Raw genomic sequence first — 14,632 nt, 5'->3', positions numbered from 1 at the left:
ATGGCAGATTACCAGGGTAAAAAAGTCGTTATCATCGGGTTGGGCCTCACGGGCCTTTCCTGCGTGGACTTTTTCCTTGCGCGCGGCGTCACGCCACGCGTGATGGATACGCGTGTCTCTCCGCCGGGTCTGGACAAACTGCCGGAACAGGTTGAACGCCACCTTGGTGGTCTGAATGATGACTGGCTGCTGGCCGCCGATCTGATTGTTGCCAGCCCGGGTATGGCGCTGGCGCACCCATCACTCAGCGCCGCATCCGATGCGGGCGTAGAGATTGTCGGGGACATCGAACTGTTCTGCCGCGAAGCGCAGGCTCCGATTATCGCCATTACCGGCTCAAATGGTAAAAGCACGGTCACTACGCTTGTCGGCGAGATGGCAAAAGCTGCGGGTAAGAACGTCGGTGTTGGCGGCAATATTGGCCTGCCAGCCCTGATGCTGCTGGATAAAGGCTGTGAGCTGTACGTACTGGAACTTTCCAGCTTCCAGCTTGAAACCACCTCCAGCCTGCACGCGGCTGCCGCGACGATCCTCAACGTGACTGAAGATCATATGGACCGGTATCCCTTTGGTCTGCAGCAGTACCGCGCGGCTAAGCTGCGCATTTATGAAAATGCGAAAGTCTGCGTGGTTAATGCCGACGACGCGCTGACCATGCCGGTGCGCGGTGCAGATGACCGCTGCATCAGCTTTGGGATCACCATGGGTGATTACCACCTGAACCGTCAGCAGGGTGAAACCTGGCTGCGCGTGAAGGGTGAAAAAGTGCTGAACGTGAAAGAGATGACGCTTTGCGGTCAGCATAACTACACCAACGCGCTGGCAGCACTGGCGCTGGCGGATGCCGTTGGCCTGCCTCGCTCTTCCAGCCTGAAAGCGCTGACCACATTTACCGGTCTGGCGCACCGCTTCCAGTTAGCGCTGGAACATAACGGCGTGCGCTGGATTAACGACTCCAAAGCCACCAACGTGGGAAGCACGGAGGCCGCGCTGAACGGTCTTCACGTTGAGGGTACGCTGCATTTGCTGCTGGGTGGTGATGGAAAATCTGCAGATTTCTCCTCGCTGAAACAGTATCTCTCCGGAGATAACATCCGCCTGTACTGCTTTGGTCGTGACGGCAGCGAGTTGGCTGAACTGCGCCCGGAGATCGCCGAGCAAACTGAGACCATGGAACAGGCGCTGCGCCTGATCGCGCCGCGTGTGAAGCCAGGCGACATGGTGCTGCTCTCTCCGGCTTGCGCCAGCCTCGATCAATTCAAGAATTTCGAACAGCGTGGTGATGTCTTTACCCGCCTGGCGAAGGAGTTAGGCTGATGCGTTTATCTCTCCCTCGCCTGAAAATGCCGCGCCTGCCAGGATTTGGAATTCTGGTGTGGCTGTTTGCGGCACTGAAAGGCTGGGTGATGGCTTCCCGGGAGAAGGATTCCGATAGCCTGATCATGTATGACCGCATGCTCTTCTGGCTTACGCTGGGGCTGGCGGCGATCGGCTTTATCATGGTGACCTCGGCCTCCATGCCGGTCGGGCAGCGTCTGGCTAACGATCCCTTCCTGTTTGCCAAGCGTGACGGGCTGTACATCATTCTGGCGTTCTGCCTGGCGCTGGTGACCTTACGTCTGCCGATGTCGTTCTGGCAGCGGCACAGTACAGCCATGTTGATTGCGTCCATTATCATGCTGCTGATTGTACTGGTTGTCGGGAGCTCCGTTAACGGGGCATCGCGCTGGATCGCCTTTGGTCCACTGCGTATTCAGCCTGCGGAATTTACCAAGCTGTCCCTGTTCTGCTACCTGGCGAACTACCTGGTGCGTAAGGTTGATGAAGTTCGTAATAATCTTCGCGGCTTCCTAAAGCCGATGGGCGTGATTCTGGTGTTGGCGATCCTGCTGCTGGCACAGCCTGACCTTGGTACCGTGGTGGTACTGTTTGTCACCACGCTGGCGATGCTGTTCCTGGCGGGTGCAAAGCTGTGGCAGTTCATCGCCATTATCGGGATGGGGATTTCGGCGGTTGTGCTGCTGATCCTCGCCGAGCCTTACCGTATCCGCCGCGTGACCTCGTTCTGGAACCCGTGGGAAGACCCGTTCGGCAGCGGTTATCAGCTGACGCAGTCGCTGATGGCGTTTGGCCGCGGTGAAGTCTGGGGGCAAGGCCTGGGCAACTCGGTGCAAAAACTGGAGTATTTGCCGGAGGCACACACCGACTTCATCTTCTCCATTATTGGGGAAGAACTGGGTTATATCGGTGTGGTATTAGCGCTATTAATGGTATTCTTCGTCGCTTTCCGCGCCATGTCGATTGGCCGAAAAGCGCTGGAGATCGATCACCGCTTCTCAGGTTTCTTAGCCTGTTCAATTGGTATCTGGTTTAGCTTCCAGGCATTGGTTAACGTCGGGGCCGCAGCGGGTATGCTGCCGACTAAGGGCCTGACGTTGCCGCTGATCAGTTATGGTGGTTCGAGTCTGTTGATCATGTCGACGGCCATCATGGTTTTGTTGCGCATAGATTATGAGACGCGTCTGGAGAAAGCCCAGGCGTTTACACGAGGTTCACGATGAATCAACCGAAGCGGTTAATGGTGATGGCAGGCGGTACCGGCGGACACGTGTTCCCGGGGCTGGCGGTTGCGCACCATTTAATGGATCAGGGCTGGCAGGTACGCTGGCTGGGAACCGCAGACCGCATGGAGGCCGATCTGGTACCGAAGCACGGTATTGAGATCGACTTTATTCGTATTTCTGGCCTGCGAGGCAAAGGCCTCAAGGCAATGCTGCTGGCACCGGTGCGTATTTTTAACGCCTGGCGTCAGGCCCGCACCATCATGAAGGAGTTTAAGCCTGATGTGGTGCTGGGAATGGGCGGGTACGTGTCCGGTCCTGGTGGGCTGGCGGCGTGGTCCCTGGGCATCCCTGTTGTGCTGCATGAGCAGAACGGTATCGCCGGGCTGACCAACAAGTGGCTGGCGAAAATTGCCACTAAAGGGATGCAGGCATTCCCCGGTGCGTTCCCGAAAGCAGACGTCGTCGGAAACCCGGTGCGCGTCGATGTGCTGGCGCTGCCGCTGCCTGACGCTCGCCTGAATGGTCGTGAAGGTCCGGTACGCGTGCTGGTCGTCGGTGGTTCTCAGGGGGCACGCATCCTGAACCAGACGATGCCGCAGGTGGCCGCAAAGCTGGGCGATGCCGTGACCATCTGGCATCAGAGCGGTAAAGGTGCTCAGCAGACCGTTGAGCAGGCTTACGCCGAAGCGGGGCAGCCGCAGCACAAGGTAACGGAATTTATTGACGATATGGCCGCAGCCTATGCCTGGGCCGATGTCGTGGTCTGTCGTTCTGGCGCATTAACGGTGAGCGAAATCGCTGCCGCGGGTCTGCCAGCGCTGTTTGTGCCGTTCCAGCACAAAGACCGACAGCAGTACTGGAATGCGCTGCCGCTAGAGAAAGCCGGTGCCGCGAAGATTTTTGAGCAGCCACAATTTACCGCCGATGCGGTCGCCACCACTCTGGCGGGCTGGAACAGAGACGCATTGCTGGAAATGGCACAGCGCGCACGCGCGGCGGCTATCCCGGATGCAACGGAACGAGTGGCAAAAGAAGTGAGCCTGGCAGCCCAGGCTTAACCCTCGCAGCGCGTGAAGCGCGGCACGAATTTTTAAGTAGTCGATGGCGTTTAGAGAATGAATACACAACAACTGGCAAAACTGCGTTCTATCGTGCCCGAGATGCGTCGCGTCCGGCACATTCACTTTGTTGGCATCGGTGGTGCTGGCATGGGCGGTATTGCCGAAGTGTTAGCTAACGAAGGTTATCAGATCAGCGGGTCTGACCTGGCGCCAAACCCTGTAACGCAGCAGCTGGCGTCGCTTGGGGCGACTATCTATTTCAACCATCGCCCGGAAAACGTGCGCGATGCGAGCGTGGTGGTGGTGTCGAGCGCCATCTCCTCTGACAACCCGGAAATCGTTGCGGCACATGAAGCGCGTATTCCGGTGATCCGCCGCGCTGAGATGCTGGCGGAGCTAATGCGTTTTCGTCACGGTATCGCCGTTGCGGGCACGCACGGTAAAACCACAACCACGGCGATGGTATCCAGCATTTATGCAGAAGCGGGTCTGGACCCGACGTTCGTTAACGGTGGTCTGGTGAAAGCGGCAGGTGTCCATGCGCGTCTGGGCCACAGCCGTTACCTGATTGCGGAAGCGGATGAGAGCGATGCGTCGTTCCTGCACCTGCAGCCGATGGTGGCGATTGTCACCAATATCGAAGCTGACCATATGGATACTTACCAGGGCGACTTCGAAAACTTAAAGCAGACGTTTATTAACTTCCTGCGCAGCCTGCCGTTCTATGGCCGTGCGGTAATGTGCGTAGACGATCCGGTGATCCGCGAGCTGCTGCCGCGTGTCGGGCGTCAAATCACCACTTATGGCTTCAGCGAAGATGCTGATGTTCGTGTTGAAGAGTACAAACAGATTGGTGCGCAGGGGCATTTTACCCTTGCACGTCAGGACAAAGAATTGCTGCACGTGACGTTGAATGCGCCAGGTCGCCATAACGCCCTGAATGCGGCGGCGGCGGTTGCGGTAGCGACGGAAGAAGGCATTGATGATGATGCGATCCTGCGCGCGCTGGAAAGCTTCCAGGGCACAGGCCGTCGCTTCGACTTCCTTGGTGAATTCCCGCTGGACGCAGTGAACGGTAAATCGGGTACCGCGATGCTGGTGGACGATTACGGTCACCACCCAACGGAAGTGGACGCCACGATCAAAGCGGCTCGTGCGGGTTGGCCGGAGAAAAATCTGGTGATGATTTTCCAGCCCCACCGCTACACCCGTACCCGCGATCTGTACGACGATTTCGCCAACGTGCTGTCGCAGGTCGATACGCTGCTGATGCTGGATGTTTATTCTGCGGGTGAAACAGCGATTCCGGGCGCGGACAGCCGTTCGTTATGTCGAACCATTCGCGCACGCGGTAAAGTGGACCCGATTCTGGTTTCGGACCCGGCTCAGGCAGCAGAAATTCTCGCGCCGGTGCTGACGGGTAACGATTTGATTCTGATTCAGGGGGCGGGAAATATCGGCAAAATCGCCCGTACCTTAGCCGAAATCAAACTGAAGCCGCAAACTCCGGAGGACGAGCATCATGGCTGATAAGATTGCTGTCCTGTTTGGCGGCACCTCCGCCGAGCGCGAAGTGTCCCTGAATTCAGGCGCTGCCGTTCTGGCGGGCCTGCGTGAAGGTGGCGTTGATGCGCATCCGGTCGATCCGAAAGAGATTGATGTGACCCAACTGAAAGCAATGGGCTTCGATAAAGTTTTCATTGCGCTGCACGGCCGTGGCGGTGAAGACGGTACATTGCAAGGGCTGCTGGAGTTAATCGGCCTGCCGTATACCGGCAGCGGCGTGATGGCGTCTGCCATCTCCATGGATAAACTGCGCAGCAAACTGCTGTGGCAGGGCGCGGGTCTCCCCGTTGCGCCATGGGTTGCTCTGACGCGTACTGCATTTGAATTGGGCCTGTCGGACAGCGTTAATACACGCATTGCCGCGCTGGGCTTACCGGTTATTGTTAAGCCGAGCCGTGAAGGGTCGAGCGTGGGGATGTCTAAAGTCGATAAAGCTGAGGATTTATCTGCCGCTTTAACATTGGCATTTCAACATGATGAAGAAGTTCTGATTGAAAAATGGCTCAGCGGACCGGAATTTACTGTTGCGATGCTTGGCGAAGAAATTTTACCGTCAATTCGTATCCAACCTGCCGGAGTCTTCTATGATTATGAGGCGAAGTATCTCTCTGATGAGACGCAATATTTCTGTCCAAGTGGTCTTGAAGCAGAACGTGAAGCCGATTTACAGTCTCTGGTGCTCAAAGCCTGGAATGTTTTAGGCTGCCGTGGTTGGGGACGCATTGATGTCATGCTCGACGGTGACGGGCAATTTTACCTGTTGGAAGCCAACACCTCTCCAGGTATGACGAGCCATAGCCTTGTGCCGATGGCAGCGCGTCAGGCGGGGATGAGCTTCTCGCAGTTAGTCGTACGTATTCTGGACCAGGCGGGCTGATATGTCTCAGGCTGCATTGAACACGCGCAACCGCGATGAAGAGGAAGAATATACGTCTTCACGCCGGAGTAATGGAACGCGTCTTGCAGGGATTATCTTCCTGCTCGGGGTGCTGTGCACCGTGTTTATCAGCGGCTGGATGGTGCTGGGCTGGATGGAAGATGCGCAGCGTTTACCGCTCTCTAAGCTGGTGGTGACCGGCGAGCGTCACTATACGCGTAACGATGATATTCGCCAGTCTATTCTGGCCCTGGGCTCACCTGGCACCTTTATGACCCAGGACGTCAATATTATCCAGAGCCAGATTGAACGTCTGCCGTGGATAAAACAGGCGAGTGTAAGAAAGCAATGGCCTGATGAATTGAAGATTCATCTGGTTGAATATGTGCCCATTGCGCGTTGGAATGATCAGCACATGGTAGACGTAGACGGAAATTCCTTCAGCGTCCCAAGCGATCGCGTCAACAAGCAAAATTTACCGATGTTGTATGGCCCTGAAGGCAGCGAAAACGAAGTGTTACAAGGTTTCCGCGAGATGGGGCAGGTGCTGGCTAAGGATCGCTTTACGTTAAAAGATGCCGCAATGACGGCGCGCCGCTCCTGGCAACTGACGTTAACGAACGGGATCAAGCTCAACCTTGGCCGCGGCGACACAATGAAACGTCTGGCGCGATTTGTAGAACTTTACCCGGTTTTACAGCAGCAGGCGCAGACGGACGGCAAACGGATAAGCTACGTTGATTTGCGCTATGACTCAGGCGCAGCAGTCGGTTGGGAGCCGGCTCCGGTCGAGGAACCTAATCAGCAACAGAATCAGGCACAGGTACAGGCAGAACAACAATGATCAAGGCGACGGACAGAAAACTGGTAGTTGGACTGGAGATTGGCACCGCGAAGGTTGCCGCTTTAGTAGGGGAAGTTCTGCCCGACGGTATGGTCAATATCATTGGCGTGGGGAGTTGCCCATCCCGTGGTATGGATAAAGGTGGGGTAAACGACCTTGAGTCGGTGGTGAAATGCGTTCAGCGCGCCATCGATCAGGCTGAATTAATGGCAGATTGCCAGATTTCTTCTGTCTATCTGGCCCTTTCTGGCAAGCACATCAGCTGCCAGAACGAAATCGGTATGGTGCCGATTTCAGAAGAAGAAGTGACGCAGGAAGATGTAGAGAATGTTGTGCATACGGCGAAGTCCGTGCGCGTCCGCGATGAGCATCGCGTACTGCACGTGATCCCGCAGGAATATGCGATCGACTACCAGGAAGGGATTAAGAACCCGGTGGGTCTTTCCGGCGTACGTATGCAGGCAAAAGTGCACCTGATCACATGTCACAACGATATGGCGAAGAACATCGTTAAAGCCGTTGAACGTTGTGGACTGAAAGTTGACCAACTTATTTTCGCCGGTCTGGCCGCGAGTTATTCCGTGCTGACCGAAGATGAACGTGAACTGGGCGTCTGTGTGGTCGATATTGGTGGTGGTACAATGGACATGGCTGTCTATACCGGCGGCGCGTTGCGCCACACCAAAGTGATCCCTTACGCAGGGAACGTTGTGACCAGCGATATTGCCTACGCCTTTGGTACGCCACCGAGCGATGCAGAGGCCATTAAAGTCCGCCACGGTTGCGCACTGGGTTCTATCGTGGGCAAAGATGAGAGCGTTGAAGTGCCGAGCGTAGGTGGTCGTCCACCGCGCAGCCTGCAGCGCCAGACGCTGGCAGAGGTAATTGAGCCGCGCTATACCGAGCTGCTCAACCTGGTCAACGAAGAGATTTTGCAGTTACAGGAACAGCTTCGTCAGCAGGGTGTTAAGCATCATCTTGCGGCGGGGATTGTATTAACCGGCGGGGCAGCGCAAATTGAAGGTCTTGCGGCCTGCGCTCAGCGCGTGTTCCATACGCAGGTGCGTATTGGTGCGCCGCTGAATATCACCGGTTTAACGGATTACGCTCAGGAGCCGTATTATTCAACGGCCGTGGGCCTGCTGCACTACGGGAAAGAATCCCATTTGAGTGGTGAAGCAGAAGTGGAAAAACGCGTCTCGGTGGGGTCGTGGGTCAAACGACTTAACACCTGGTTGCGAAAAGAGTTTTAATTTTTTTAAGAGACCGGAGAGAATTAGCGGTCTCGGGCGACAGGCACAACGGAGAGAGAAATTATGTTTGAACCTATGGAACTGACCAACGACGCGGTGATTAAAGTCATCGGCGTCGGTGGCGGCGGCGGTAACGCCGTAGAGCATATGGTGCGTGAACGCATTGAAGGTGTTGAATTCTTTGCAGTTAACACCGATGCGCAGGCACTGCGTAAGACGGCAGTTGGCCAGACTATCCAGATCGGCGGTGGCATCACCAAAGGGCTGGGCGCTGGGGCTAACCCGGAAGTCGGTCGCAACGCGGCTGAAGAAGATCGTGAAGCCCTGCGTGCTGCACTGGAAGGTGCGGATATGGTCTTCATCGCAGCGGGCATGGGCGGCGGTACCGGTACTGGTGCAGCACCTGTAGTGGCTGAAGTGGCAAAAGATTTAGGTATCCTGACCGTTGCTGTCGTGACCAAGCCTTTCAACTTCGAAGGCAAGAAGCGTATGGCTTTCGCGGAGCAGGGTATCACCGAGCTGTCCAAACATGTGGACTCTCTGATTACCATCCCGAACGATAAACTGCTGAAAGTTCTGGGTCGCGGTATTTCCCTGCTGGACGCCTTTGGCGCAGCAAACGACGTGCTGAAAGGTGCGGTGCAGGGTATCGCTGAACTGATTACCCGCCCTGGTCTGATGAACGTTGACTTTGCAGACGTTCGTACCGTGATGTCCGAAATGGGCTACGCGATGATGGGCTCTGGCGTGGCGAGCGGTGAAGACCGTGCAGAAGAAGCGGCTGAAATGGCTATCTCTTCTCCACTGCTGGAAGATATCGATCTGTCTGGTGCGCGCGGCGTGCTGGTCAACATTACCGCTGGCTTTGACCTGCGTCTGGATGAGTTCGAAACCGTGGGTAACACCATCCGTGCGTTCGCCTCTGACAACGCTACCGTGGTAATCGGTACCTCCCTTGACCCGGAAATGAACGACGAACTGCGCGTCACTGTTGTTGCCACCGGTATCGGTATGGACAAGCGTCCTGAGATCACGCTGGTCACCAACAAACAGACTCAGCAGCCGGTGATGGATCGTTACCAGCAGCACGGTATGTCTCCACTGACTCAGGAGCAGAAACCGGCCGCGAAAGTGGTAAACGACCCGACTCCACAAACGGCAAAAGAGCCAGATTATCTGGATATCCCGGCGTTCCTGCGTAAGCAAGCTGACTAGGAATTGGCTGGAATTTGGGGATTTTCGCTCTTTGTGCTAAACTGGCCCACCGTTAGTGATATACACTCTCGGTTGGATAGTTAATTTGGCGAGATTATACGATGATCAAACAAAGGACACTTAAACGTATCGTTCAGGCGACTGGTGTCGGTTTACATACCGGCAAGAAGGTCACCCTGACGCTTCGCCCTGCGCCGGCCAATACCGGGGTCATCTATCGTCGCACCGACTTGAATCCACCGGTAGATTTTCCGGCCGATGCCAAATCTGTGCGTGATACAATGCTCTGTACTTGCCTGGTGAACGAGCATGACGTGCGGATTTCTACCGTAGAGCACCTGAACGCCGCCCTGGCGGGTCTGGGTATCGACAACATTATTGTTGAAGTCGATGCACCAGAAATCCCGATCATGGATGGTAGTGCTGCACCGTTCGTCTATCTGTTGCTGGATGCCGGCATCGAAGAACTGAACTGCGCGAAGAAATTTGTTCGCATCAAAGAGACCGTTCGTGTCGAAGATGGCGACAAGTGGGCTGAATTCAAACCGTACAATGGTTTCTCGTTGGACTTTACCATCGACTTTAACCACCCGGCGATTGACTCCAGCACTCAGCGCTATGCGATGAACTTCTCTGCTGATGCGTTTATGCGTCAGATCAGCCGTGCTCGTACGTTCGGCTTTATGCGTGATATCGAATATCTGCAGTCCCGCGGCCTGTGCCTGGGCGGTAGCTTCGATTGTGCCATCGTTGTTGACGATTATCGCGTATTGAACGAAGACGGCCTGCGTTTTGAAGATGAATTCGTTCGTCACAAAATGCTGGATGCGATCGGCGACCTGTTTATGTGTGGTCACAACATCATTGGTGCATTTACCGCGTTTAAATCCGGTCATGCGCTGAACAACAAATTGTTGCAGGCCGTCCTGGCAAAACAGGAAGCCTGGGAATATGTGACCTTTGAAGACGAAGCTGAACTGCCGCTGGCCTTCAAAGCACCAAACATGGTTCTGGCGTAACGGTCTATACCGTTCGTAAAAAATCGACTGGTTAACCTGGTACTCTCTCCGACCAGGAAGGCCAGTCGTTTTTATTTTTACACTTCTTTGTTTTCCCCGGTTTATCCTCACGCCCGTCTGGCGTAGAAAATCTGTGCGTTAGCTGCATTCTTGACCGTTTTTCCCTGCTGCATTACGTCATTCCTGCTGCTGCGCATTGGCTTTAGTGGTAATATCTGGGCGCTAAAAAGAAGAACTGAACTCAGCCTCTGCAAGGCTGGCTTATTGGGTGGAGCAGGTGAGCGGAATACTGACGCGCTGGCGACAATTTGGCAGACGTTACTTCTGGCCGCATCTCTTATTGGGGATGGTCGCGGCGAGCCTCGGCTTGCCTGCGCTCAGCAACAGTGCTGAAGCGGCAACACCAACAAAAACCTCCACCACCAAGCACGATCTCACCACGCGGGTTAATTTTACCAACCTCGCACTGCTTGAAGCGAATCGCCGCCCAAACTTCTCGGTTGATTACTGGCATCAACACGCCATCCGCACGGTTATCCGCCATCTGTCCTTCGCGATGGCACCGCAGACCATGCCTGTTGCTGAAGAGACGCTGCCGGTTCAGGCTCAGCATCTTGCTCTGCTGGACACGCTCAACGCGCTGCTCACGCAGGACAGCCAGCCGCCGGTCATGGTTCGTCAGACGGCACAATTCGCATTCATTCCGCCAGCCACATTTTCTGTCTCGACATGGATAAGCCAGGTTCACGGCATCCGTGCCGGACCGCAACGCCTCAGCTAAATTAACCTTATTTCAATACCTTAATTTATCTGCCCATCTGGGGCGTTTGAGAATTTATTATGTTAATCAAATTATTAACCAAAGTTTTTGGTAGTCGTAACGATCGTACCCTGCGCCGTATGCGTAAAGCTGTTGCCGTCATCAACGGTATGGAACCGGCGATGGAAAAGCTGTCAGATGACGAGCTGAAGGCGAAAACGGCGGAGTTCCGCGCGCGTCTGGAAAAAGGCGAAACCCTGGAAAGCCTGATCCCGGAAGCGTTCGCTGTCGTGCGTGAAGCGAGTAAACGTGTTTTCGGTATGCGTCACTTCGACGTGCAGCTGCTGGGTGGTATGGTGCTCAACGAGCGCTGCATCGCGGAAATGCGTACCGGTGAAGGTAAAACCCTGACCGCGACGCTGCCCGCTTACCTGAACGCACTGACCGGTAAAGGCGTTCACGTCGTTACCGTCAACGACTATCTGGCACAGCGTGACGCCGAAAACAACCGTCCGCTGTTTGAATTCTTAGGCTTGACCGTGGGCATCAACATGTCCGGTCTGCCTGCACCAGCCAAGCGTGAAGCGTATAACGCAGACATCACCTAGGGCACCAACAACGAATACGGCTTCGACTACCTGCGCGACAACATGGCGTTCAGCCCTGAAGAGCGCGTACAGCGCAAGCTGCACTATGCGCTGGTGGATGAGGTGGATTCCATCCTGATCGATGAAGCGCGTACCCCGCTGATCATCTCCGGTCCGGCCGAAGACAGCTCTGAAATGTACCGTAAAGTCGACAAAATCATTCCGCACCTGCTGCGTCAGGAGAAAGAAGACTCAGATACCTTCCAGGGTGAAGGTCACTTCTCTGTTGATGAAAAAGCGCGCCAGGTTAACCTGACCGAACGTGGTCTGGTTAAGATTGAAGAACTGCTGGTGGCTCAGGGCATTATGGAAGAGGGTGAGTCTCTTTACTCTCCAACTAACATCATGTTGATGCACCACGTGACGGCCGCACTGCGCGCGCACGCGCTGTTCACTCGCGATGTTGATTACATCGTTAAAGACGGTGAAGTGATCATCGTTGATGAACATACCGGCCGTACTATGCAAGGGCGTCGCTGGTCTGACGGTCTGCACCAGGCGGTTGAAGCGAAAGAAGGCGTTGATATTCAAAACGAAAACCAGACGCTGGCGTCTATTACCTTCCAGAACTACTTCCGTCTGTACGAGAAGCTGGCAGGGATGACCGGTACTGCAGATACCGAAGCGTTTGAATTCAGCTCTATTTACAAGCTGGATACCGTGGTTGTTCCTACCAACCGTCCGATGATCCGTAAGGATATGCCGGATCTGGTGTACATGACTGAAGCGGAAAAAATTCAGGCGATCATCGAAGATATTCGCGATCGTACCGCGGCAGGCCAGCCGGTACTGGTGGGGACCATCTCCATTGAGAAATCCGAAGTGGTTTCCAACGAGTTGACCAAAGCGGGCATTAAGCACAACGTTCTTAACGCCAAATTCCACGCCAAAGAAGCAGATATCGTTGCGCAGGCGGGTTATCCGGCGGCCGTGACCATCGCGACCAACATGGCGGGTCGTGGTACCGATATTATGCTGGGCGGTAGCTGGCAGGCCGAAGTGGCGGAGCTGGAAAACCCAACCCCAGAACAAATTGCGCAGATCAAAGCCGACTGGCAGGTGCGTCACGATGCCGTGCTGGCATCCGGTGGTCTGCACATCATTGGTACCGAGCGTCACGAATCTCGTCGTATCGATAACCAGCTGCGTGGCCGTGCGGGCCGTCAGGGTGATGCCGGTTCTTCTCGCTTCTATCTATCTATGGAAGATGCGCTGATGCGTATTTTTGCCTCCGACCGCGTGTCCGGCATGATGCGTAAGCTGGGTATGAAGCCTGGCGAAGCGATTGAACACCCATGGGTCACCAAAGCGATTGCTAACGCGCAGCGTAAAGTGGAAAGCCGTAACTTCGATATTCGTAAGCAACTGCTGGAATATGATGATGTTGCCAACGATCAGCGTCGTGCAATCTATACCCAGCGTAACGAACTGCTGGACGTGTCCGACGTGAGTGAAACCATCAACAGTATCCGTGAAGACGTGTTCAAAGCGACTATCGATGCGCATATTCCTCCGCAGTCTCTGGAGGAAATGTGGGATATCGAAGGTCTGCAGGAACGTCTGAAAAATGATTTCGAGCTTGAACTGCCAATCAAAGAGTGGCTGGACAAAGAGCCTGAGCTGCACGAAGAGACGCTGCGTGAACGTATCTTCGAAACTGCTCTGGACGTGTACAAGCGTAAGGAAGAGGTCGTTGGCGAAGAGATGATGCGTCACTTCGAAAAAGGCGTGATGCTGCAGACGCTCGACTCCCTGTGGAAAGAGCATCTGGCGGCGATGGACTACCTGCGCCAGGGTATCCACCTGCGCGGCTATGCGCAGAAAGATCCGAAGCAGGAGTACAAGCGTGAATCCTTCTCTATGTTTGCCGCTATGCTGGAATCGCTGAAGTATGAAGTCATCAGCACCCTGAGCAAAGTCCAGGTGCGTATGCCGGAAGAAGTAGAAGCGATGGAGCAGCAGCGTCGTGAAGAAGCTGAGCGTCTGGCACAGATGCAACAGCTGAGTCACCAGACTGACGAAAGCGAAGCCGCAGCGGCGATCGCAGCGCAGACTGGCGATCGTAAAGTGGGTCGTAACGATCCGTGCCCATGTGGTTCCGGTAAAAAGTACAAGGCGTGCCACGGCCGTCTGAGCTAAGACGTTAACAACTCGAAAAGGCGCAGATTACTGCGCCTTTTTTATGGAAGTCACAATATGAAAACACTGCAAATTGCCGTCGGAATTATTCGCAACCCGCAAAACCAAATTTTCATCACCCAGCGCGCTGCCGACGCCCATATGGCGAACAAGTGGGAGTTTCCTGGCGGAAAAATCGAGTCGGGTGAAACGCCGGAACAGGCGCTGGTTCGGGAGCTTCAGGAAGAGGTGGGGATCACCCCGTTTGGCGCAACGCTGTTTGATAAGCTCGAATACCAGTTCCCGGACAGGCACATCACGCTGTGGTTCTGGCTGGTGGAAAGCTGGGAAGGTGAGCCCTGGGGGAAAGAGGGACAGCCGGGTAACTGGGTTGAGCTAAAGGCAAGTGATGCCGACAAATTTCCTCCGGCAAATGCGCCCGTCATATCACGCCTGACGGGCAACTTGTAGGCCTGCTAAGCGAAGCGCGAGCAGGCATTAAAGGCTATCGCTGCTCTTCGCTCCAGTCATCACTGTCAGAGAGATCGCCTTCGCTTGGAATGCGTTTCTCTTCCGCGGCCCATTCGCCCAAGTCAATGAGCTGGCAGCGCTTGCAGCAGAATGGGCGAAATGGGCTCACTTCGCCCCAGACAACGGTTTTGCCACAGGTGGGGCAGTTTACGGTGGTTACGTCAGACATCGGCACTC

General features: G+C 55.1%; 12 protein-coding genes and 1 pseudogene. 12 read left to right on the top strand and 1 reads right to left on the bottom strand.

The genetic code is table 11. From position 1 onward, the window contains the following. The 12 genes and pseudogenes from murD to mutT all read left to right on the top strand — a co-directional run bounded on the left by murD (window position 1) and on the right by mutT (window position 14,395). Window positions 1–1,317: a UDP-N-acetylmuramoyl-L-alanine--D-glutamate ligase gene (gene murD / locus ENTMO_RS0102535; protein ID WP_010426983.1), complete on the top strand. Its 1,317-nt coding sequence runs from the start codon at window positions 1–3 to the stop codon at window positions 1,315–1,317. Then, window positions 1,317–2,561, top strand: coding sequence for a cell division protein FtsW (gene ftsW, locus ENTMO_RS0102530; protein ID WP_010426981.1), 1,245 nt, complete (start codon window positions 1,317–1,319; stop codon window positions 2,559–2,561). Before murD ends, ftsW begins: the two co-directional genes overlap by 1 nt. Beyond that, window positions 2,558–3,622 (top strand): undecaprenyldiphospho-muramoylpentapeptide beta-N-acetylglucosaminyltransferase, encoded by a 1,065-nt coding sequence (gene murG, locus ENTMO_RS0102525; protein WP_010426979.1) that lies wholly within the window; start codon window positions 2,558–2,560, stop codon window positions 3,620–3,622. The genes ftsW and murG overlap by 4 nt, the downstream gene beginning before the upstream one ends. 57 nt (window positions 3,623–3,679) lie before the next feature. After that, window positions 3,680–5,155 carry a UDP-N-acetylmuramate--L-alanine ligase gene (gene murC, locus ENTMO_RS0102520; RefSeq protein ID WP_010426977.1) on the top strand — a complete coding sequence of 492 codons (1,476 nt, stop codon included), beginning with the start codon at window positions 3,680–3,682 and terminating at the stop codon, window positions 5,153–5,155. Continuing rightward, window positions 5,148–6,068 (top strand): D-alanine--D-alanine ligase, encoded by a 921-nt coding sequence (locus tag ENTMO_RS0102515; RefSeq protein ID WP_010426975.1) that lies wholly within the window; start codon window positions 5,148–5,150, stop codon window positions 6,066–6,068. Before murC ends, ENTMO_RS0102515 begins: the two co-directional genes overlap by 8 nt. A 1-nt stretch (window position 6,069) precedes the next feature. Continuing rightward, window positions 6,070–6,912: a cell division protein FtsQ gene (gene ftsQ / locus ENTMO_RS0102510; protein WP_010426973.1), complete on the top strand. Its 843-nt coding sequence runs from the start codon at window positions 6,070–6,072 to the stop codon at window positions 6,910–6,912. Continuing rightward, complete coding sequence (gene ftsA / locus ENTMO_RS0102505) at window positions 6,909–8,165, top strand: cell division protein FtsA (protein WP_010426970.1); 1,257 nt, start codon at window positions 6,909–6,911, stop codon at window positions 8,163–8,165. The genes ftsQ and ftsA overlap by 4 nt, the downstream gene beginning before the upstream one ends. Before the next feature lie 63 nt (window positions 8,166–8,228). After that, on the top strand, window positions 8,229–9,380 hold the full coding sequence (ftsZ, locus tag ENTMO_RS0102500) for a cell division protein FtsZ (RefSeq protein WP_008501978.1): 1,152 nt from the start codon (window positions 8,229–8,231) through the stop codon (window positions 9,378–9,380). Window positions 9,381–9,481: 101 nt separating this feature from the next. Beyond that, on the top strand, window positions 9,482–10,399 hold the full coding sequence (gene lpxC, locus ENTMO_RS0102495; RefSeq protein ID WP_010426966.1) for a UDP-3-O-acyl-N-acetylglucosamine deacetylase: 918 nt from the start codon (window positions 9,482–9,484) through the stop codon (window positions 10,397–10,399). 277 nt (window positions 10,400–10,676) lie between these two features. Next, entirely contained in the window at window positions 10,677–11,180 is a 504-nt protein-coding gene (gene secM / locus ENTMO_RS0102490; RefSeq protein ID WP_029484933.1) for a secA translation cis-regulator SecM, read from the top strand. Between the two features lie 59 nt (window positions 11,181–11,239). Then, a pseudogene (gene secA, locus ENTMO_RS23675) lies at window positions 11,240–13,945 on the top strand (preprotein translocase subunit SecA). A 57-nt stretch (window positions 13,946–14,002) separates the two neighbouring features. After that, complete coding sequence (mutT, locus tag ENTMO_RS0102480) at window positions 14,003–14,395, top strand: 8-oxo-dGTP diphosphatase MutT (protein WP_010426962.1); 393 nt, start codon at window positions 14,003–14,005, stop codon at window positions 14,393–14,395. 34 nt (window positions 14,396–14,429) lie between these two features. On the opposite strand, the gene yacG is transcribed toward mutT, so the two are convergent. After that, window positions 14,430–14,624, bottom strand: a complete 195-nt coding sequence (gene yacG / locus ENTMO_RS0102475; protein WP_010426960.1) for a DNA gyrase inhibitor YacG — start codon at window positions 14,622–14,624, stop codon at window positions 14,430–14,432. Window positions 14,625–14,632: the final 8 nt, after the last annotated feature.

It is taken from the genome of Enterobacter mori LMG 25706 (assembly GCF_000211415.1).
Taxonomy (GTDB): Bacteria; Pseudomonadota; Gammaproteobacteria; order Enterobacterales; family Enterobacteriaceae; genus Enterobacter; species Enterobacter mori.
Note: the sequence above shows the minus strand (reverse complement) of the source record. Positions and strands in the feature narration are given on the sequence as shown.

Bases quoted from the DNA above. Each gene is read 5' to 3' on its own strand.
- mutT (WP_010426962.1), top strand. From the start codon at position 14,003: ATGAAAACACTGCAAATTGCCGTCGGAATTATTCGCAACCCGCAAAAC.
- ftsQ (WP_010426973.1), top strand. From the start codon at position 6,070: ATGTCTCAGGCTGCATTGAACACGCGCAACCGCGATGAAGAGGAAGAA.
- murD (WP_010426983.1), top strand. From the start codon at position 1: ATGGCAGATTACCAGGGTAAAAAAGTCGTTATCATCGGGTTGGGCCTC.
- murG (WP_010426979.1), top strand. From the start codon at position 2,558: ATGAATCAACCGAAGCGGTTAATGGTGATGGCAGGCGGTACCGGCGGA.
- murC (WP_010426977.1), top strand. From the start codon at position 3,680: ATGAATACACAACAACTGGCAAAACTGCGTTCTATCGTGCCCGAGATG.
- ENTMO_RS0102515 (WP_010426975.1), top strand. From the start codon at position 5,148: ATGGCTGATAAGATTGCTGTCCTGTTTGGCGGCACCTCCGCCGAGCGC.
- ftsZ (WP_008501978.1), top strand. From the start codon at position 8,229: ATGTTTGAACCTATGGAACTGACCAACGACGCGGTGATTAAAGTCATC.
- ftsA (WP_010426970.1), top strand. From the start codon at position 6,909: ATGATCAAGGCGACGGACAGAAAACTGGTAGTTGGACTGGAGATTGGC.
- yacG (WP_010426960.1), bottom strand. From the start codon at position 14,624: ATGTCTGACGTAACCACCGTAAACTGCCCCACCTGTGGCAAAACCGTT.
- ftsW (WP_010426981.1), top strand. From the start codon at position 1,317: ATGCGTTTATCTCTCCCTCGCCTGAAAATGCCGCGCCTGCCAGGATTT.
- lpxC (WP_010426966.1), top strand. From the start codon at position 9,482: ATGATCAAACAAAGGACACTTAAACGTATCGTTCAGGCGACTGGTGTC.